Origin of the sequence: Streptomyces sp. NPDC056480, from assembly GCF_042795405.1 — a bacterium.
Classification (GTDB): Bacteria; Actinomycetota; Actinomycetes; order Streptomycetales; family Streptomycetaceae; genus Streptomyces.
The window spans coordinates 184419-204210 of record NZ_JBHTSA010000001.1; the positions used below are offsets into that span (position 1 = coordinate 184419).

Sequence of the window (19792 nt, forward strand, 5' to 3'; positions counted from 1 at the left end):
TCGCCAAATAGGACTTACTAGGCTCAAGCCCATGACCGCCGCAGCGTCCGACGCCCCGGACCCCCTGGAAGCCGCCACCCAGGCCACCCGCAGCCTCCAGGGGCTGTCCACGGAGCTCACGGCCCGCGTGCCACAGCTCCTGGAAGCCATGCGCTCGGTGGGCACCGGGCTCGAACTCCACTCCACCCTCGACCGCATCTGCGAGACCGCCGCCGAACTCGCCGACGCCCGCTACGCCGCCATCGGCGTCGTCGACGAGGAGGGCAAGGGCCTGTCCGACTTCGTCACCTTCGGCGTGGACGAGGAGGTGGCCCGCCGGATCGGGCACCGCCCCGACGGCCACGCGGGCCTGCTCGGCGCGCTCATCCGCGACCCCCGGACGATCCGCCTCGCCGATCTCTCCGCCGATCCGCGATCCGCCGGCTTCCCTCCCGGACACCCGCCGATGAGGACCTTCCTCGGTGTTCCCATCCGGGTCCAGGGCGAGATCTTCGGCAACCTGTACCTCGCGGAGAAGAACGGCGGCGGCGAGTTCAACGACTACGACGTCCACATGGTCCGGGTGCTCGCCACCGAGGCGGGCATCGCCATCGGCAACGCCCGCCTGTACGAGGCCGCCCGCCAGCGCGAACGGTGGATCGACGGCTCCGTCGCCGTCACCACCGCCCTGCTCTCCGGCGGGGACGCGGACGACGCCCTCACGGTCGTCGCCGAGCAGGCCCGCCGTCTCGCCGACGCCGACGCGGGGATCGTGATGCTGCCCGCCGAGGACGGCGGCCTGGAGATCGTCGCCGTCTCCTCGCCCCGGCCCACGAAGTCGCTGGGAGTGGTGATCCCTCCCGAGAGCGCCGTCGTGCGCCGGCTCCTGGAGGGCGAGGCGGTCTTCGTGGCGGACGCCTCGTCGGACCCCCGCATGATCAGCCGGCTGACCTCCCCCTACGGCCCCAGCATGATGCTGCCGCTGCAGAGCGGCGGGCGGGTGCTCGGCGCGCTCGCCACCCCCCGGGTGCGGGGCGGGCGTCAGTTCACCGAGACGGAGCGGACGCTCGCCACCCAGTTCGCCTCGCAGGCGGCGCTGGCTCTGATGATGGCCGACGCGCAGCGGGACCGGGAGCGTCTCGCCGTGTTCGAGGACCGCGACCGGATCGCCCGTGACCTGCACGATCTCGTCATCCAACGGCTCTTCGCCACCGGCATGATGCTGGAGAGCGCCCAGCGCCGGTCGATCGTCCCGGCCGTGCGCGAGGGCGTCGGCAAGGCCGTGGACGAGCTGGACGTGACCATCCAGGAGATCCGTACGGCGATCTTCGCGCTCCAGCAGGGCCCCGCCGAGGCCCCGTCGGGGCTGCGCACGCGCGTACTGCGGGAGATCAACATGGCGGCCGTGCCGCTGGGCTTCAAGCCCGCCCACCGCTTCCTCGGCGCGATCGACGCGACGGTCGGCGAACTCACCGGCAAGAACCTCATCGCCGCCCTGCGCGAGGCGCTGTCCAACGCCTTCCGGCACGCGGAGGCGAGCCGGATCGAGGTGGTCGTCGACGCCGGCGTCACCCTGCCCGACGGCTCCGCCGGGGTACGGCTCGAGGTGGCCGACGACGGCATCGGCATCCCGGCGGGCGGGCGGCGCAGCGGTCTGCGCAACCTGGCACGCCGGGCCGAGTCGCTGGGCGGTGCGAGCTGGTGCGGCCCGGGCATCGGGGAGGACGGCGGCGGGACGACGGTGGTGTGGGAGGCGCCGCTGTAGGGGCGCGGTCTCGGGCCTGTGCTCTGGGACCTGTGGCGTCTGGCCCGAGGCCTGAGACCCGCGGCTGCCGGGCTGTGGCTCAGCCCTGCGGTGCCGTGGTTCCGGCCGCGCGCAGTGCCTCGGCCACCAGCTGTTCGACGACCACGGCCACCCCGTCCTCGTTGTTGCCGACCGTACGGCCGGAGGCGGCGGCGATCACATCGGGGTGCGCCTCGCCCATCGCGTACGAACGGCCCGCCCAGCTCAGCATCTCGATGTCGTTGGGCATGTCGCCGAAGGCCGCGACCTCGTCGGCGGTGATCCCGCGCTCGGCGCAGCACCGGGCCAGGGTCGACGCCTTGGAGACGCCGAGGCCGCTGATCTCGATGAGGGCGGAGGGTCCCGAGCGGGTGAACGAGGCCCGGTCTCCGGCGGCCTCCCTGGCCACCGCGAGGAAGACGTCGGGGTCGAGGTCCGGGTGCTTGGCGAGCAGCTTCAGGACCGGGGCCGCGGCGCCGGGCGCCTCCTCGAAGAGGAGCTTCTCGGCGGTGGCGACGGTCGCACCGGGGTCGAGGTGGAACGGCGGGTAGTGCGGCTCGTAGTGGATGCCGGTGGTGAGCTCGACCGCGAAGGAGGTCCCGGGCGCGGCGGCGCGCAGGGCCACGACGACGTCCATGGCGGCCGGCCGCTCCAGCGGGCGCACCTCGACGAAGGTGCCTCCGGAGTGGAGGTCGACGACGGCGGCGCCGTTGGCGCAGATCGCGAGGCCGTGGCCGTGGACGTGGTCGCTGACGACATCCATCCAGCGGGCCGGGCGGCCGGTCACGAAGAAGACCTCGATCCCCGCCTGCTCGGCGGCGGCGAGGGCGGCGACCGTGCGCTCGGACAGGGACTTGTCGTCACGCAGGAGCGTGCCGTCGAGGTCGGTGGCGATCAGTCGGACCGTCGGGGCGGGCGTGCGCGGGGAACGGGGAGTGGTCACCGCACCATTCTTCCGCACCGAACGCACGGGCGTGCGGGGAGCCGCACATATGAGTGGCCGGTTTCGGGCGGACCCTTCCCCGGCGGCCGGGTGCTTACGCCCCGACGTGGCCGTAAACGTCCGTTCGTTTTCGGGCTGACGGGGAAGATCTCTGAGAGCTGATGACGTCTCAAGGGGGCGGGGCATGGGCTCGGGCCGGAGAAACGACGAGTGCGACTCCTGCGGTGCGCCGTACGGGACGTGGGTCCCGAGTCTCGGCATGCTCCTCTGCCCGCGGTGCGAGGGGGCGGGCGCGGCGCATCCCGTCCGGGACCCGGTGCTGGTGGGGGACGTCCTGGCGGGTCTGGTCGACGCCGCGTCGTTCGCGGTGCGCGGCGGCGGCGCCGTACGGGACGTCCGCTTCGGGGAGGCGATACGGGACGTGCGGCGGGCGGCCGTCGGCGTACCGGAGCCCCGTTCCGGGGGGTCCACACCCGCCGTACCGAGGGCGGCGGGGCCGGCCACCTCCGCCTGCCGGCGGTGCGGGGGCCGGGGCGTCTGGCACCGGACGGTGCGGGGCCGCTGGATCATGATCGAGCCCGGGGAGCTGGCCACCTCCACCGTCCCGGCGGGCAGCCGATGGCGTGTCGCGGGGGACGGGACCGCGGTCAACCTGGGTTCCGCCGTGCCGTCCGACACGTGCCGAGTCAGTCACTTCGACGTCTGCGCGGCAGGTCCGGAACCGGTCGGCTCCCTCGTCCTGCTGGCCCTGTGGCGGGCCCACGCCCGGCGGATCGCCTGATCCACCGGGCGGACACCACTCGAACACACCGGGTCGGCGGCCCGGGCGTCGGAGAAGTCGGTCCGGGCGCGGGCGTCGTGCCGTCAGCCCAGCCGGCCGAGCGCCTCCGTGGCGATCTGCTCGAAGACCCGCTGGTCGGCGGCGAAGTCCGAGTCCGGGATCGGCCAGTGGATCACGATCTCGGTGAAGCCCAGCTCGCGGTGGCGCCCCGCGAAGTCGACGAACGCGTCCACGGACTCCAGCGGCCGGCCGCGGTCCGGGGTGAAGCCCGTCAGCAGGATCTTGTCGAGCTCGGCCACCTCGCGTCCGGTCTCGGCGCACGCCTTGCCGAGCTTCTCGATCTGGCCGCGCAGCGCCGCCACCGACTGCTCCGGGGTGCCTTCCTCGAAGATCTTCGGGTCACCCGTCGTCACCCAGGCCTGCCCGTACCGGGCCGCCAGCTTCAGTCCGCGCGGACCGGTCGCCGCGACCGCGAACGGCAGGCGGGGGCGCTGGACGCAGCCGGGGATGTTCCGGGCCTCGTCCGCCGAGTAGAAGGTGCCGCGCTGCGTCACCGCGTCCTCGGTGAGGAGCCGGTCGAGCAGCGGCACGAACTCGGCGAAGCGGTCGGCGCGCTCCTTCGGCGTCCACGGCTCCTGCCCCAGCGCGGTGGCGTCGAAGCCGTTGCCGCCCGCCCCGATGCCGAGCGTGATCCGTCCGCCGGAGATGTCGTCGAGGGCCATCAGCTCTTTTGCGAGTGTCACCGGGTGGCGGAAGTTCGGCGAGGTCACGAGCGTGCCGAGCCGGATCCGCTCGGTGGCCGCGGCCGCCGCGGTGAGCGTGGGCAGGGCCCCGAACCACGGGCCGTCCCGGAAGGTCCGCCAGGACAGGTGGTCGTAGGTGTAAGCGGCGTGGAAGCCGAGTTCTTCGGCTCGCTGCCAGGTCTTCTGCCCCTCGCTCCATCGGTGGATGGGGAGGATCACCGTACTCAAGCGCATGACTGCCACGATACGCGCGGGGGCATCAGCGGACGTTGCGGTTCATCCAGGGGGTGAGCGAGGGGCCGGGGACGAGCTCCTTGTACGTCTCGTCGCCGGGCAGCGGGACGACCAGCCACCAGCCGGGCGGGAAGAAACGTCCCTTCACGTGGGCGATGCCGCCGTGGACCGCGCGGACGAAGGCGGGGACGGAATCGCGGGGGACGTCCGCGAACTCGATGCCGTCGACGATGATCCGGGCGTCGTCCTCGGGGAAGATCTGGACGGTGACGGAAGGCGAGCCGCCGAGCTCGACATAGGCCTCGTGCGGCAGCGAGCCGTCCTCGTCGACGACGGCGAACGCGCCGGAGGACGTACGCCGGGACGTCTGGTCCGCGCCGATGTCGTCGGTCACCGTCATCTCCAGGTTGAACTCCCGGGCGAGCTCGCGGATCGCGACGACGGCTGCTTCGGTGCTGGGCAGGTGCGGGTGAGCCATGGGAACGATCATGCCTCAACGGGTCGCGGGCCGGTCTCAGCCGGGAAAGCGGAGGAACTCGGGCGGGACGCCGTCCGCGAGCCAGACCCCGTTGGCGCTGACACGGAAGACGTGTCCGGCCCGGTGCATCGCTCCGGCGTCGACGGCGATCACGACCGGCCGGCCGCGGCGTGCGCCGACCCGGGTGGCGGTCTCCCGGTCGGGGGAGAGGTGGACGTGGTGGCGGGCCATGGGACGCAGCCCCTCCGTCCGGATCGCGGGAAGCACCGCGGCGACCGTACCGTGGTAGAGGTACGCGGGCGGTTCCGCGGGCGGCAGGTCGAGGTCCACCTCGACGGTGTGGCCCTGGCTGGCGCGGATGCGGGTGCCCTCGACGGCGAAGCGCTTCTTGTCGTTGGTCGCGACGACGTGGTCGAGTTCCGCGCGGGTGATCGGGAAGTTGTTCCGGGCGAGCGCCGCGAGCAGCGCGTCGATCTCCGTCCAGCCCTGGGCGTCGAGGACGAGGCCGATGCGCTCGGGCTGGTGGCGCAGATGCTTGGAGAGGTACTTCGAGATCCTCACCGTACGGCGTTCGTCCGGTGGTTGTGGTGGGGGCTGTCGTCGGGTCATTCCGTCAGGATGGCGGAGCCGGCATCGGCGGGCCATTGATTTTGGTACACAGGTTTGATCCACAGCCAAAGTGAGTTATCCACAGGCTAGTTGGCGATTCTGTGGACAACACTCCTTGATTTTCAAGTGGATTGAGTAAATTCACCACCAATGTGGTGACTTGAGGCAAGAGAGTCCAATGTCCTTTTATGGAGCTCTCGTTCGGTGGCTGCCGCGACGAAGGCCGCGACCCCTTCCGGTCCCACCAGATTCTGAACGGCCCGCACCGTCCCGGCCGGTAGCGCCACCGGCCGCGGCTCGTCGTCCTTCACCGGAGGCGCGTGCGGCGACAGATGGAGCTGCAGATGCCGGGTGGCCAACAGCCGCATCGCCCGAGCCAGTTCGGCGTCCACCGTCTGCTGGGCCAGCGGCCGAAGACGCCGGACCATCGTCGCCGCCTCGCTCGCGTCCGCGTCCGTCGGAGGCCGGTGCTCCAGATAGCGAGCGAAGACGTGCTCGGTCGTGAACTCCAGGAAACGGGACGCTATGTGCTCCACCTGGTCCCTGAGTTCCCTCAGGTGACCGGTGATTGCCGCGAGCGGCACCCCCGCCGCGTACAACTCGGCCGCTACCGCCAGCTCCTGGGGACTCGGTACGAGGTACTCCTCCGACTCCCGGTCCGGAAGCGGCTCCAGTACGCCGAGCTCGACGGCCTCCAGAATGGCCGCCTCGTCCGGTGTGCCGCCGAAGCGGGCGTCGAGCTCCGCGCGGGAGATCCGGTCCGCCTCCTCGTCCGTCCACGGGCCGTGCACCTCGGCGACGAGACCGAGCACGCCGCCGAGTCCCCGACCGGTGTCCCAGGCCTCCAGGAGTTCCTTGATCGAGGCCAGGGTGTAGCCCCGGTCGAGGAGGTCGGCGATCTGCCGGAGCCGCGCGAGGTGCGCGTCCCCGTACACGTTCGACCTGCCCCGCCGCTCCGGGCGGGGCAGCAGCCCGCGGTCCTGGTAGGCGCGGATCGTCCGGACCGTGGCCCCGCTGTGATGGGCGAGATCCTCGATCCGGTACTCCGGCTGTGCTGACTGCTCGGACAAACCCGCTCCCACCGACCGCTCGCTCCACCCCGCCGCCGCGGGGCCCTCCTGCAGGGGACCGATCGTACGACCGCCGCTCCGGCCCGCCCCAGGGGGTGTCTTGTCGCTCAGGCCGGATCAGGGTCGGACAGGCCCTAGGCCGGCGGCTGCCACCGTGCGAAGGCCCGCAGCGTCCCCGGGCTGAGCCGGGACAGGAAGTGCGCGCCCTGCGCCTCGGGTGTCACCGGGACGACCGCGCGGTTGTCCAGGACAGCCCCCAGGATCGCGTCCGCGACCTTCTCCGGCGGGAAGTTCCGCAGGCCGTACAGCCGGGAGGCCTTCCGCTGGCGCCGCTTCTCCTCCGCCTCGTCGGTGACCCCCGCGAACCGCGCGGTCGCCGTGATGTTGGTGTTGACGATGCCGGGGCATATCGCGGACACCCCGATGCCCTGGTCGGCCAGCTCGGCGCGCAGGCACTCGCTGAGCATCAGCACCGCCGCCTTCGACGTGCTGTACGCGGGCAGGGCGCGGGAGGGCTGGAACGCCGCGGCGGACGCGGTGTTGACGATGTGGCCGCCCTGGCCGCGGGCCGTCATCTGCGCGCCGAAGACCCGGGATCCGTGGATCACGCCCCACAGATTGACGTCGAGGACCCGCTTCCACTCCTCGCTGGTCGTGTCGAAGAAGGAGCCGGTGAGCCCGATGCCCGCGTTGTTGACGAGGACGTCGACGATTCCGTACTCGCTCGCCACCTTGGCGGCGAGCTTCTCCATCGCCTGTTCGTCGGCGACGTCGACGGTCTCGCCCCAGGCCTCCGGGGCGCCGATCAGCCGGGCCATCTCGGCCGTGCGGACCGCGCCCTCGGTGTCCCGGTCGACGGCGACGACCCGCGCTCCGGCCTCGGCGAACGCGAAGGCGGTGGCCCGCCCGATGCCGCTGGCCGCCCCGGTCACCAGGACCAGCTGGCCGCCGAACCGCTCCGCGTGGGCAGGCCTGACGCCGCTCTTCGCCACCGTCGTCGCGACCGGCGCGGGAGCCCTGGTCGCCGGCTCCTCGTGGGTCCGGACGAAATCGCCGATCCAGGCGGACAGTTGGTCGGGCCGCGTGCGCGGCACCCAGTGCTTCGCCGGCAGCGTGCGCCGGGTCAGTTCCGGCACCCAGTCGCCCAGGTCGTCGTAGAGCCGCTCGGAGAGGAAGGCGTCCCCGGTCGGCGTGATCAGCTGCACGGGCGCGTGCGCGTACGCGTCGGGGCGCGGCCTGCCGAGGCGGGCCCGGACGTTGTCCCGGTAGAGCCAGGCGCCGTGCGCCGCGTCGCTCGGCAGCGAGGGCGTCGGGTAGTCGCCGGCGGGGACCTTCTCGACGCGCTCCAGGATCTTCGGCCAGCGCCTGCCGAGCGGGCCGCGCCACGCGAGCTCCGGCAGCACGGGCGTGTGCAGCATGTACACGTACCAGGACTTGGCTCCCTGGCCGAGGAGTTGGCCCACCCTGCGCGGAGTGGGACGGGTCATCCGCCGCTTGATCCAGTGCCCGAAGTGGTCGAGGGAGGGCCCCGACATGGAGGTGAAGGAGGCGATCCGGCCCTCCGTGCGCGGGACGGTCACGAACTCCCAGGACTGCACCGAACCCCAGTCGTGGCCGACGAGGTGGACCGGCCGGTCGGGGCTGACGGCGTCGGCGACCGCGAGGAAGTCGTCCGTCAGCTTCTCCAGGGTGAAGCCGCCGCGCAGCGGTGCCGGCGCGGTCGAGCGGCCGTGGCCGCGGATGTCGTAGAGGACGACGTGGAAGTCCGCGGCGAGCCGGGTGGCGACCTCCGTCCACACCTCCTTGGAGTCCGGGTAGCCGTGCACGAGCAGCACGGTGGGCCGGCCCTCCTCGCCGAGTTCGGCGACACACAGCTCGATCCCGCCCGTACGGACCCAGCGCTCCCGCGCTCCGTTGAGCCCCGCCATCAGACCGCCCCCTCGTTCCAGCGCCGCACGTGCGGCAGATCGTCGTCCAGCCAGAACGCGCTCTGCTCGGGGTCCCGGGAGTCGGTGACGACCAGGATCTCCTCGAACTTCGCGCCCGTCCCCCGGAATCCGAGGTGCGGCTCGACCGCCCACAGGCCGGGCTGCGGCGGGTGGTCGGAGAACGTGTACGGCGACCAGAGCGGCGACCAGCCGTCCCGGTGCCCGTGCAGGGCGTCGCTCGCGAGGCCCTTGAGCGCCTGCGTGCCGAAGCCGAAGACGGTCGGCGACCAGCGGCGCTCCTTCACCCGGTCGATCTTGTGGGCGATGACGCCGAAGGGATAGGCCCGGTGCCGGTTCGCGTACCCCTGGCGGACCATGAGCCGGTCCACGTCCTGGTAGATCTCGCGGAGCGTGCGGCGCTCGCGCACCTCGCGCAGGATCAGCTCGCGGTGGTCCTGGAGATCGGCGAGCAGCTTGTCGTGCAGGGGGTCGAGCCCCAGGCAGCCGCTGTAACCGATGTCGGCCGTGTACCCCTTGAACACCGGGGCCATGTCGAGGATGAACGGCATCCCCGCCTCCAGACGCCGGTTCGTCGGGAAGAACTGCAGCGGGATCTTGAAGTCGACGAAGGCGGTGCGGTCCCCGAACCAGGCGAACGGCCGGTGGAACCAGTCCCGCACCCCCCGCTCGTACAGCCACTCGCGCTGCATCCGCGCGGCCTCGCGCTCGGTCACCCCCGGCTTCAGCTGGGCCGCGACGGCCTCCGCGCACGCGTAGGAGAGCCGCTGTACTTCCCTGAACCCCCGCAGCTCCGCGGAGAGTTCGCCTGTCATCGCTGAGGCCATGCCACCCGCCGTCCCGTGTGAGCGCCCGACTGCGCTACGCGTCCGTAACTTGACACCGATGAATGTGACAATGCTCGGCGGCTGCGTCAAGGGGTCGGACGACGCCCTGTGGAAAAGTGGCCGTCCCGTCGCGCCGCGAGCAGCCGCGGGCCTGTGGAGAAAGACTTTCGTCGCGAGCCCCCCTACTGGCTTGTACTCCTCTGGTCGGACAAGGATCGAGCCGTTGGGCTGACGACCGCTGTGGCGCAGGCCACTACCGTCGAAGGCGTGACTGTGATCGCGACCGAAAGCCTCAGCAAGCGGTTCCCCCGGGTGACCGCTCTTGACCGGCTCTCCCTGGACATCGGACCCGGTGTGACCGGACTCGTGGGTGCCAACGGAGCCGGCAAGTCCACCATGATCAAAATCCTGCTCGGACTCTCCCCCGCCACGGAGGGCACCGCTCAGGTCCTCGGCATGGACGTGCGGACGCACGGCGCCGAGATCCGTGAGCGCGTGGGCTACATGCCCGAGCACGACTGCCTCCCGCCGGACGTCTCGGCCACCGAGTTCGTCGTCCACATGGCGCGGATGTCCGGGCTGCCCGCGACCGCCGCCCGCGAGCGGACCGCCGACACCCTGCGGCACGTCGGTCTGTACGAGGAGCGGTACCGCCCGATGGGCGGCTACTCGACCGGCATGAAGCAGCGCGTGAAGCTCGCCCAGGCCCTGGTCCACGACCCGAAGCTGGTCCTCCTGGACGAGCCGACGAACGGTCTGGACCCGGTCGGCCGGGACGAGATGCTGGGACTGATCCGCCGGGTCTGGACCGACTTCGGCATCTCGGTCCTCGTCACCTCGCACCTGCTCGGCGAGCTGGAGCGCACCTGTGACCACGTCGTCGTCATCGACGGCGGCCGGCTCCTCCGCTCCAGCTCCACCAGCGACTTCACCCGGACGACGACGACCCTCGCCGTCGAGGTCACCGACTCCGACACCCACACCGACGGTACGGCGGCCCTCCGCGCCGCCCTCACCGCCGCGGGCGTCACGCTCCACGCGGGCGTGGAGGAGGGCCTGCCCGGCGCCGGCCACATCCTTCTCATGGAGGCCGCGGGCGAGGAGACGTACGACCTCGTGCGGGACACCGTCGCCGACCTCGGCCTCGGCCTCGTCCGCATGGAGCAGCGCCGCCACCACATCGCCGAGGTCTTCCGTCCCGAGGCGCCCCAGCACGAGGAGGTGCCGGCCCGATGAGCACCCAGATCCCGCAGCCCTCCCAGGCCGCTCCCGACACGACCCGCATCCACAACATCGGCTACCGCTCCTACGACGGCCCGCGTCTGGGCCGGGCGTACGCGCGCAGGTCGCTGTTCTCGCAGTCCCTGCGCGGCGCGTACGGGCTGGGCCGCAGCGCCAAGTCCAAGGTGCTGCCGATGCTGCTCTTCGGTGTGATGTGCGTCCCCGCGCTGATCATCGTCGCGGTCGCGGTCGTGACCAAGCAGTCCAAGCTGTCGATCGAGTACACGCAGTACGCGATCTTCCTCCAGGTCGTCATCGGCATCTACCTGGCCTCCCAGGCGCCGCAGTCGGTCTCCCGCGACCTCCGGTTCCGGACCGTGCCGCTGTACTTCTCCCGGCCGATCGAGCGCGCGGACTACGTGCTCGCCAAGTTCGGCGCGATGGCCTCGGCGCTCTTCCTGCTGACCGCGGTCCCCCTCGTGATCCTCTGGATCGGCTCCCTGCTCGCCAAGATGGACTTCGGCACCCAGACGCAGATGTTCGGCCAGGGACTGGTCTCCGTGGCCCTGCTCTCGCTGCTGTTCGGCGGCGTCGGACTGGTGATGGCGGCGCTCACCCCGCGCCGCGGCTTCGGCGTCGCCGCCGTGATCGGCGCGCTGACGATCTCGTACGGAGCCGTCTCCACGCTCCAGGGCATCGCGTACGGCACGGACAACCTCGGCGCCATCTCCTGGCTCGGCCTGTTCTCGCCGATCACGCTCATCGACGGCGTGCAGACGGCCTTCCTCGGCGCGCCCTCCTCCTTCCCCGGAGGCGAGGGACCGGGCGCCGGTGTCGGCGCGGTCTATCTGTTGGTCGTCCTCGCGCTCGTCGCCGGCTCGTACGGCATCCTGATGCGCCGCTACCGAAAGGTCGGGCTGTGACAGCCCTCCCGTCGCCCGCCACCACCCCTCTAAGGAATGGGCTGCGCCCATGAGCATCCTCTCTATCGACCACGTCTCCCGCTGGTTCGGAAACGTCGTGGCCGTGAACGACGTCACGATGACGGTGGGACCGGGTGTCACCGGCCTCCTCGGGCCGAACGGCGCGGGCAAGTCCACCCTGATCAACATGATGGGCGGCTTCCTCGACCCCTCCACCGGCAGCGTCACCCTCGACGGGCAGACGATCTGGGGGAACGAGTCGGTCTACCGCGAGATCGGCGTCGTGCCCGAGCGGGAGGCGATGTACGACTTCCTCACCGGCCGCGAATTCGTCGTGGCGAACGCGGAGCTGCAGGGCCTCGGCGCCAAGGAGGCCCAGCAGGCCCTGGCCACGGTCGAGATGGAGTACGCGCAGGACCGCAAGATCTCCACGTACAGCAAGGGCATGCGGCAGCGCGTGAAGATGGCCTCGGCCCTCGTGCACGACCCGTCGGTGCTGCTCCTGGACGAGCCGTTCAACGGCATGGACCCGCGCCAGCGCATGCAGCTGATGGACCTGCTGCGGCAGATGGGCGCGGACGGCCGCACGGTGCTGTTCTCCTCGCACATCCTGGAGGAGGTCGAGCAGCTCGCCTCCCACATCGAGGTGATCGTGGCCGGCCGCCACGCGGCCTCCGGCGACTTCCGCAAGATCCGCCGGCTGATGACGGACCGGCCGCACCGCTACCTGGTCCGCTCCAGCGACGACCGGGCACTCGCCGCGGCGCTGATCGCCGACCCGTCCACGGCCGGCATCGAGGTCGACCAGGTGGAGGGCGGACTGCGCATCCAGGCGGTGGACTTCGGGCGGTTCACGGAGCTGCTGCCGAAGGTCGCGCGCGAGCGGGGGATCCGTCTGCTGACGGTCTCGCCCTCGGACGAGTCCCTCGAATCGGTCTTCTCATACCTCGTCGCGGCCTGAAAGGAGCCTGACCGATGTACAACCCCACAGTCGCCCGGCTCACCTACCGGGCCCTCCTCGGCCGCCGCCGGGCCCTGATCCTCTTCCTGCTGCCCGGCATGCTGCTGCTCATCGCCGCGGCGGTGCGCGCCTTCAACGGTGCGGACGATCAGGTCGCGGCCGATGTCCTCGGCGGCTTCGCGCTGGCCACGATGGTCCCGCTGATCGGTGTCATCGCCGGTACGGGCGCGATCGGCCCCGAGATCGACGACGGCTCGATCGTCTACCTGCTGTCCAAGCCGGTGAAGCGGCCCTCGATCATCTTCACGAAGCTGATCGTCGCGATCGCGGTGACGATGGTCTTCTCGGCGGTACCGACGTTCATCGCCGGCTTCATCCTCAACGGCAACGGCCAGCAGGTGGCCGTGGCCTACACGGTGGCGGCGCTCGTGGCCTCCATCGCGTACAGCGCGCTGTTCCTGCTGCTCGGCACGATCAGCCGCCACGCGGTGGTCATCGGCCTGGTCTACGCCCTGGTGTGGGAGGCCCTGTTCGGCTCCCTGATCGAGGGGGCGCGCACCCTGAGCGTCCAGCAGTGGGCGCTCGCCCTCGCCGAGAAGGTCACCGGCGACGGCCTGATCACCTCGGAGGTCGGCCTCACCACGGCGGTCGTGCTCCTCTCCGCGGTCACGATCGCGGCGACCTGGTTCGCCGGCTTCAAGCTCCGCACGCTGAAGCTGGCGGGCGAAGAGTAGAAGACACGGAAGCGGTACGGCTCCGAGGCCGGGCGCCCCACCCCGGGAGCCCCACCCCGGAGCCGCACCGCAACCCCCCTCCCCTCACACCGTCCGATCCCGGGCGGCGAAGAGCCCCACGGTGAGGGCCGCCGCGCAGACGCCGAGGACCACACAGATCGGCAGCGTCCAGGAGCCGGTGGCCTGGTGCAGGGCGCCGGCCGCGAGCGGGCCCGCGGCGGCGAGCAGATAGCCGACCGTCTGGGCCATCCCGGACAGCCGGGCCGCGGTCACCGCGTCCCCGGAGCGCAGCACGATCAGGGTCAGGGCGAGACCGACCGCCCCGCCCTGGCCGACCCCGAGCACCGCCGACCAGAGCCAGGCACCCTCGACCGGCGCCACCATCAGACCGGCGTAACCGGCCGCGACCAGGGTGGTGACCAGCACGATCAGCGGACGCTGGCTCCGCATCCGGCCGGCGAGCAGCGGGACCACGAAGGCGCCCGCGACCTGGATCAGGTTGTTGAAGGCGAAGACGACGCCGGCCGTGGAGCGGCTCATCCCGTGGTCGGTGAAGATCGTCGGCATCCAGGCGATCAGCACGTACGACCACAGCGACTGCAGGCCCATGAAGAGCGTGACCTGCCAGGCGAGGGCCGAGCGCCAGACGCTCACCGGGCGGGCGGCGGCGGCCGGGACCGCCCGTACCTCGTGGCCGGTGCGGCCCCGGGCGATCAGCACCTGGGGCAGCCAGGCGACCGCGGCGACCACGGCGAGCAGGGACCAGAAGCCGAGCGAGCCCTCCCAGCCACCGCCGAGCGCCTTCTCCAGCGGCACCGCGGCCGCCGCCGCGACCGTCGCACCGGCGATCATCGCGCCGGTGTAGACCGAGGTCATCGCCGCGGCCCGGTCCGGGAAGTCACGCTTGATCAGGCCCGGCATCAGCACGTTGAGCAGGGCGATCGCGGTGCCGACGAGGATGCCGCCGCCGTACAGCGCGTACACGGAGGGCAGCACGCGCGCGAGGATGCCGACGGCGAGCAGCAGCAGGGCCGCGAGGAGCACGCGTTCGGCGCCGAAGCGACGCCCCAGCCAGGGCGCGACCAGCGCCCCCACGCCGAGGAACAGCACCGGCACCGAGGTCACGAGCGAACTCGCCGTCGAGGAGAGCCCGAAGGCCCCGGATATCTCGCCGACCAGCGGCGCCACGCTCGCGAGCGCGGCCCGCATGTTCAGCGAGGCCAGCACGATCCCGGTCAGGAGCAGCGCCGGACGCCCGAGCAGCGCCCGCCGCGCCGCAGCCCCGGCGGCCGACGCCGCGACCCCGGCCTCCGCGTCGACGAGCACGGGCGGGGGTACGGGCGGGGGCGGCGGTACGGGCGAGGGTGCGGCGGACCCCGTCGTACGGGTCTCGGCGCTCATCGGGAGCTCTCCGTCAGCGCCGCGACCGTCTCCATCGGGACCCGCAGCAGTTCGCGGGCCTGGCTCTCCGCCGCCTCCGGGTCGCCCGCCTCGATGGCCGTGACCAGGGCCTCGTGGGCGTCGATGTCGACCGGCGGCATCTCCCGGTCGCCGAGGGCCTCCACGAGCACCTCGTGCACCTGGGCGGAGAAGAAGCGGTAGACCTCGACGAAGGCCGCGTTGTGGGTGGCGCCGACGACCGCGAGGTGGAAGGCGAGGTCGGCGTCCGCGTGACGGTCGCCCTCCTCGCGCAGCGTGGTGAGGGCGGCCCGGAGCCGCAGCAGGTCGTGGGTGTCCCGCCGGGCCGCCGCGAGCCGCGCCGCCTCGGCCTCCAGGGCGACCCGGAGTTCGAGGACGTCCCCCGCGCCCGCGTGCCGTACCCCGCGCAGCACGGCCGCCGGGTCGGCGGTCGACCTGACGAAGGTTCCGTTGCCCTGACGGGATTCGAGCAGACCCGCGTGGACCAGGACCCTGACCGCCTCGCGGACGGTGTTGCGGCCCACACCGAGCTGCTGGGCGAGCTCGTGCTCGGTCGGGATGCGGTCGCCGACCGCCCACTCGCCGTCCGCGAGCTGCGTCCGCAGCTGGTCCACCACGGAGTCCACCAGCGAGGTCCGCCCCGTCGCCCTGAGTGCCATGCCGTTCCGACCTCTCCATTTGCCCGGTTGCCCGGTCATCCTACAACTGACCACGGGCGGGACACCGGACTACTGTGGGCCCGTACGCGGACCGAACACCCTCACCACCCTCGGGAGTCAGTCATGTCAGACCGCTTCGACGTCGTCGTACTCGGAGCTGGCCCCGGCGGCTACGTCGCCGCCATCCGCGCCGCCCAGCTGGGCAAGCGGGTCGCGGTCGTCGAGGAGAAGTACTGGGGCGGTGTCTGCCTGAACGTCGGCTGCATCCCCACCAAGGCACTGCTGCGCAACGCCGAACTGGCCCACATCTTCAACCACGAGGCCAAGACCTTCGGCATCAAGGTGGACGGCACCGTCTCCTTCGACTACACCGAGGCGTTCCGCCGCAGCCGCTCGGTCGCGGACGGCCGCGTCAAGGGCGTCCACTTCCTCATGAAGAAGAACAAGATCACCGAGTTCGACGGCCGGGGAACCTTCCTCGACGCGAACACCCTCCAGGTCGCCAAGTCCGACGGCACCTCGGAGACGATCCAGTTCGACAACTGCATCATCGCCACCGGCGCCACCCCGCGCCTGCTCCCGGGCACCGCCCGCACGGAGCGCGTCGTGTCCTACGAGGAGCAGATCCTCGCCGAGGACGCCCCGCAGTCGATCATCATCGCCGGCGCCGGAGCGATCGGCATCGAGTTCGCGTACGTCCTCAACAACTACGGCACCAAGGTCACGATCGTCGAGTTCCTCGACCGGATCGCGCCGCTGGAGGACGAAGAGGTCTCCAAGGAGCTGGCGAAGCAGTACCGCAAGCTCGGCATCGACGTTCTGACCTCGACCCGCGTCGAGGCCATCGACGAGTCCGGCCCGCAGGTCCGCGTCACCGTCACCGGCAAGGACGGCGTCCAGAAGGTCCTGGAGGCCGACAAGGTCCTCCAGGCCATCGGCTTCGCCCCGAACGTCACGGGCTACGGCCTGGAGGCCACCGGTGTCGCCCTCACCGAGCGCGGTGCGATCGACGTCGACGGCCGCTGCCGCACCTCCGTGCCGCACATCTACGCCATCGGCGACGTCACCGCGAAGCTGATGCTCGCGCACACCGCCGAGGCCATGGGCGTCATCGCCGCCGAGACCATCGGGGACGCGGAGACCATGGAGCTCGACTACCCGATGATCCCGCGCGCGACCTACTGCCAGCCGCAGATCGCCAGCTTCGGCTGGACCGAGGCGCAGGCCCGCGAGAAGGGCTACGACGTCAAGGTCGCCAAGTTCCCCTTCGTGGCGAACGGCAAGGCGCACGGACTCGGCGACGCCACCGGCTTCGTCAAGATCATCGCGGACGGGACGCACGGCGAGATCATCGGCGCCCACCTGATCGGCCCCGACGTCACCGAGCTGCTCCCCGAGCTGACCCTGGCGCAGCAGTGGGACCTCACCGTGCACGAGGTCGCGCGGAACGTCCACGCGCACCCGACGCTGGGCGAGGCCGTGAAGGAAGCGATCCACGGCATTGCCGGACACATGATCAATTTCTGAGGTTTCCAGAGGTTCTAGAGGTTTCTAGAGGTTTCTGCCGTTTCGGGGTGATAGGCACGGACACGTGCCTCCCGAGACCCTCCCGGGTGGCGAACCGTCCCGACCGATCAGGTCGTGGGTGCGTTCGTCACCCGGTACGCATCTCTGGCTCGCGGTCATCGCGATCACCAGCCTCGTCATCGCGCTGTCCCCCCAAGGCCTCGACAGCTATCTGCTGCACCGCAACAGCAGCAATCTCCACCAGCTGTCCCACCATCCGCTGAGGGCCCTGCTCGGCAGCGCGTTCTGGATCGAGGACCCGGCCGACCTGCTCCTGTACGCGGCGCTGTTCGAGCTGATCCACGCGCCCGTGGAGCGGTGGCTCGGCACCGCGAAATGGCTCTTCGTCGTCGCCACGGCCCATGTCGCGGCCACGCTGATCAGCCAGCAGGTCGTCCTCGTGGCCATCCGCCTCCACGACGTGCCGCGCAGCATGGCGCACGTCGTCGACATCGGGGTCAGCTACGGGCTCGCCGCCTCGGCGGGCATCCTCACGTACCGGCTCGCCCGGCCCTGGCGCTGGCTCTACCTCGCGGGAGCGGTGGCCTTCTTCGTCGTACCGCTGCTCGCCGACCGCACGTACACCGACCTCGGGCACGCGATCTCCCTGGCCATCGGCCTCGCCTGCTACCCGCTCACCCGCGGAAAACCAGTCGACCCCGAACAGGGCACCGGCGCACACTAGTTGTACGGGGGACACGGGGGATCCCCCGAAAAGAGGGGGCGGCCGCTTCGAGCGCGTGGACCTGGTCCACGCGGGCCGCCCCTTCTCTTTTCCCCGCGGCCGGTCAGACCGACAGCAGGCGCTCCAGGACGACGGCGATGCCGTCCTCCTCGTTCGAGGCGGTCACCTCGTCCGCCACCGCGCGCAGTTCGGCGTGCGCGTTGCCCATGGCCACGCCGTGGGCAGCCCAGCCGAACATCGGGATGTCGTTCGGCATGTCGCCGAAGGCGATCGTCTCCGCCGCCTTCACCCCCAGCCGGCGCGCCGCCAGCGAGAGACCGGTGGCCTTGCTCAGGCCGAGCGGCAGGATCTCCACCACACCGGGACCCGCCATGACGACGTCCACGAGACTGCCGACCGTCGCCCGGGCGGCGTGGGTCAGTTCGTCGTCCGACAGCGTCGGGTGCTGGAGGTAGAGCTTGGTCAGCGGCGCCGCCCACAGCTCCGCCGGGTCCTCGTACGGCACGTACGGCAGCGGCCCCGGATGCGCCCGGTAGCCCGGGCCCATCAGGACCTCGCCCTCCAGGCCGTCGCGGCTCGCGGCCAGCGCCAGCGGGCCGACCTCCGCCTCGATCTTCGAGAGGGCCAGCCCCGCGAGCTGCCGGTCCAGGGTCAGCGAGGTCAGCAGCCGGTGCTCACCCGCGTGGTAGACCTGCGCGCCCTGCCCGCACACCGCGATCCCCTCGTAGCCGAGGTCGTCCAGGATGTGCCGGGTCCAGGGCACCGCCCGGCCGGTGACGACGATGTGCGCGGCGCCCGCCTCCGTGACGGCGGCGAGCGCGTCCCGCGTGCGGGCCGAGACGGACTCGTCGGCGCGCAGCAGCGTGCCGTCGAGATCCGTCGCGACCAGGCGGTAGGGGAAGGGGCTCACTTGGCGATCGGCTCCAGGACCTCACGGCCGCCGAGGTAGGGCCGCAGCATCTCGGGGACGCGCACGGAACCGTCGGGCAGCTGGTGGTTCTCCAGGATCGCCACGATCGTGCGCGGTACGGCGCACAGGGTGCCGTTCAGGGTGGCGAGCGGCTGCACCGTCTTCTTGCCGCCCTGCTCGTCGCGCATGCGGACCGAGAGCCGGCGGGCCTGGAAGCTGTCGCAGTTCGAGGCCGAGGTCAGCTCGCGGTACTTGCCCTGGGTCGGGATCCACGCCTCGCAGTCGAACTTGCGGGAGGCGGACGAACCGAGGTCACCGGTGGCGACGTCGATGACCTGGAACGGCAGCTCCAGACCGGTCAGCCACTGCTTCTCCCACTCCAGGAGCCGCTTGTGCTCGGCCTCGGCGTCCTCCGGCGCGACGTACGAGAACATCTCGACCTTGTCGAACTGGTGGACGCGGAAGATGCCGCGGGTGTCCTTGCCGTACGTGCCGGCCTCGCGGCGGAAGCAGGGCGAGAAACCGGCGTACCGCAGGGGCAGCTTGTCCGCGTCGATGATCTCGTCCATGTGGTACGCCGCGAGGGGCACCTCGGACGTGCCGACGAGGTAGTAGTCGTCCTTCTCCAGGTGGTACACGTTCTCCGCGGCCTGGCCGAGGAATCCGGTGCCCTCCATGGCGCGCGGACGGACCAGCGCCGGGGTCAGCATGGGGATGAAGCCGGCCTCGGTGGCCTGCGCGATCGCCGCGTTGACCAGGGCGAGCTCCAGCAGGGCGCCGACACCGGTCAGGTAGTAGAAGCGCGAGCCGGAGACCTTGGCGCCGCGCTCGACGTCGATGGCGCCGAGCGCCTCGCCGAGCTCCAGGTGGTCCTTGGGCTCGAAGCCCTCGGCCGCGAAGTCGCGGATGGTGCCGTGCGTCTCGAGGACGACGAAGTCCTCCTCGCCGCCGACCGGGACGTCGGTGTGGACGATGTTCCCGAGCTGGAGCAGCAGCCGCTTGGCCGTCTCGTCGGCGTCGTTCTGTTCGGCCTCGGCGGCCTTGACGTCGGTCTTGAGCTGCTCGGCCTTCTGGAGGAGCTCGGCGCGCTCCTCCGGGGTGGCCCTGGGGATCAGCTTGCCGAGCGCCTTCTGCTCGGATCGGAGCTCGTCGAAGCGGACGCCGGACGACCTGCGCCGCTCATCGGCGGAGAGCAGGGCGTCGACGAGCGCGACGTCCTCTCCACGGGCGCGCTGGGAGGCGCGAACACGGTCGGGGTCCTCACGGAGCAGGCGAAGGTCAATCACCCCACCAGGCTACCGGTGCGCGTTCGCCCGCCCCC

General features: G+C 71.4%; 19 protein-coding genes. 8 read left to right on the forward strand and 11 right to left on the reverse strand.

Annotated elements, in window-relative coordinates:
* The first annotated feature begins 31 nt into the window (after nt 1-31).
* Complete coding sequence (locus tag ACFQ79_RS00850; protein ID WP_383578483.1) at nt 32-1744, forward strand: GAF domain-containing sensor histidine kinase; 1713 nt, start codon at nt 32-34, stop codon at nt 1742-1744.
* A 79-nt stretch (nt 1745-1823) separates the two neighbouring features.
* Here ACFQ79_RS00850 and ACFQ79_RS00855 read toward each other — a convergent pair whose 3' ends face one another.
* Nucleotides 1824-2705 (reverse strand): HAD hydrolase family protein, encoded by an 882-nt coding sequence (locus ACFQ79_RS00855; protein ID WP_383578485.1) that lies wholly within the window; start codon nt 2703-2705, stop codon nt 1824-1826.
* A 259-nt stretch (nt 2706-2964) separates the two neighbouring features.
* Here ACFQ79_RS00855 and ACFQ79_RS00860 point away from each other — a divergent pair, with 259 nt between their 5' ends.
* Nucleotides 2965-3486, forward strand: coding sequence for a DUF6083 domain-containing protein (locus ACFQ79_RS00860; RefSeq protein WP_383578487.1), 522 nt, complete (start codon nt 2965-2967; stop codon nt 3484-3486).
* Between the two features lie 83 nt (nt 3487-3569).
* Here the strand turns inward: ACFQ79_RS00860 and ACFQ79_RS00865 are convergent, their stop codons facing one another.
* From ACFQ79_RS00865 to ACFQ79_RS00890, 6 genes are all read right to left on the reverse strand, one after another.
* Entirely contained in the window at nt 3570-4463 is an 894-nt protein-coding gene (locus ACFQ79_RS00865) for an LLM class flavin-dependent oxidoreductase (RefSeq protein ID WP_383578489.1), read from the reverse strand.
* Between the two features lie 25 nt (nt 4464-4488).
* Nucleotides 4489-4941: a hypothetical protein gene (locus ACFQ79_RS00870; RefSeq protein WP_383578492.1), complete on the reverse strand. Its 453-nt coding sequence runs from the start codon at nt 4939-4941 to the stop codon at nt 4489-4491.
* A 36-nt stretch (nt 4942-4977) separates the two neighbouring features.
* On the reverse strand, nt 4978-5550 hold the full coding sequence (locus tag ACFQ79_RS00875; RefSeq protein WP_383578493.1) for an RNA 2'-phosphotransferase: 573 nt from the start codon (nt 5548-5550) through the stop codon (nt 4978-4980).
* Between the two features lie 122 nt (nt 5551-5672).
* Complete coding sequence (locus ACFQ79_RS00880; protein ID WP_383578495.1) at nt 5673-6620, reverse strand: MerR family transcriptional regulator; 948 nt, start codon at nt 6618-6620, stop codon at nt 5673-5675.
* Nucleotides 6621-6754: 134 nt separating this feature from the next.
* The gene (locus ACFQ79_RS00885; protein WP_383578498.1) at nt 6755-8548 is read right to left on the reverse strand and encodes an SDR family oxidoreductase; all 1794 of its coding nucleotides are present in this window, start codon (nt 8546-8548) and stop codon (nt 6755-6757) included.
* Nucleotides 8548-9381, reverse strand: a complete 834-nt coding sequence (locus ACFQ79_RS00890; protein ID WP_319315192.1) for a M24 family metallopeptidase — start codon at nt 9379-9381, stop codon at nt 8548-8550. The genes ACFQ79_RS00885 and ACFQ79_RS00890 overlap by 1 nt, the downstream gene beginning before the upstream one ends.
* Nucleotides 9382-9666: 285 nt before the next feature.
* Here ACFQ79_RS00890 and ACFQ79_RS00895 point away from each other — a divergent pair, with 285 nt between their 5' ends.
* From ACFQ79_RS00895 to ACFQ79_RS00910, 4 genes are read left to right on the forward strand one after another with little or no spacing between them, the layout of a single operon-like run.
* Nucleotides 9667-10629, forward strand: a complete 963-nt coding sequence (locus ACFQ79_RS00895; protein WP_383578748.1) for an ABC transporter ATP-binding protein — start codon at nt 9667-9669, stop codon at nt 10627-10629.
* Nucleotides 10626-11537 carry an ABC transporter permease gene (locus ACFQ79_RS00900; RefSeq protein ID WP_383578501.1) on the forward strand — a complete coding sequence of 304 codons (912 nt, stop codon included), beginning with the start codon at nt 10626-10628 and terminating at the stop codon, nt 11535-11537. Before ACFQ79_RS00895 ends, ACFQ79_RS00900 begins: the two co-directional genes overlap by 4 nt.
* A gap of 49 nt (nt 11538-11586) precedes the next feature.
* On the forward strand, nt 11587-12498 hold the full coding sequence (locus tag ACFQ79_RS00905; RefSeq protein WP_383578504.1) for an ABC transporter ATP-binding protein: 912 nt from the start codon (nt 11587-11589) through the stop codon (nt 12496-12498).
* Nucleotides 12499-12512: 14 nt separating this feature from the next.
* Nucleotides 12513-13232 carry an ABC transporter permease gene (locus ACFQ79_RS00910; protein WP_383578507.1) on the forward strand — a complete coding sequence of 240 codons (720 nt, stop codon included), beginning with the start codon at nt 12513-12515 and terminating at the stop codon, nt 13230-13232.
* Nucleotides 13233-13316: 84 nt separating this feature from the next.
* Here ACFQ79_RS00910 and ACFQ79_RS00915 read toward each other — a convergent pair whose 3' ends face one another.
* Both ACFQ79_RS00915 and ACFQ79_RS00920 read right to left on the reverse strand, forming a co-directional pair.
* Nucleotides 13317-14633, reverse strand: coding sequence for a CynX/NimT family MFS transporter (locus ACFQ79_RS00915; RefSeq protein WP_383578509.1), 1317 nt, complete (start codon nt 14631-14633; stop codon nt 13317-13319).
* Nucleotides 14630-15310: a FadR/GntR family transcriptional regulator gene (locus tag ACFQ79_RS00920; RefSeq protein WP_383578512.1), complete on the reverse strand. Its 681-nt coding sequence runs from the start codon at nt 15308-15310 to the stop codon at nt 14630-14632. The genes ACFQ79_RS00915 and ACFQ79_RS00920 overlap by 4 nt, the downstream gene beginning before the upstream one ends.
* Before the next feature lie 123 nt (nt 15311-15433).
* On the opposite strand from ACFQ79_RS00920, the gene lpdA reads away from it, so the two are divergent.
* Complete coding sequence (lpdA, locus tag ACFQ79_RS00925) at nt 15434-16837, forward strand: dihydrolipoyl dehydrogenase (protein ID WP_383578515.1); 1404 nt, start codon at nt 15434-15436, stop codon at nt 16835-16837.
* Between the two features lie 64 nt (nt 16838-16901).
* The gene (locus ACFQ79_RS00930; protein WP_383578517.1) at nt 16902-17561 is read left to right on the forward strand and encodes a rhomboid-like protein; all 660 of its coding nucleotides are present in this window, start codon (nt 16902-16904) and stop codon (nt 17559-17561) included.
* A gap of 103 nt (nt 17562-17664) precedes the next feature.
* Here the strand turns inward: ACFQ79_RS00930 and ACFQ79_RS00935 are convergent, their stop codons facing one another.
* A complete protein-coding gene (locus tag ACFQ79_RS00935) occupies nt 17665-18471 on the reverse strand; it encodes an HAD family hydrolase (protein ID WP_383578520.1) in 807 nt (268 codons plus the stop codon).
* Complete coding sequence (serS, locus tag ACFQ79_RS00940; RefSeq protein WP_329280882.1) at nt 18468-19757, reverse strand: serine--tRNA ligase; 1290 nt, start codon at nt 19755-19757, stop codon at nt 18468-18470. The genes ACFQ79_RS00935 and serS overlap by 4 nt, the downstream gene beginning before the upstream one ends.
* Nucleotides 19758-19792: the final 35 nt, after the last annotated feature.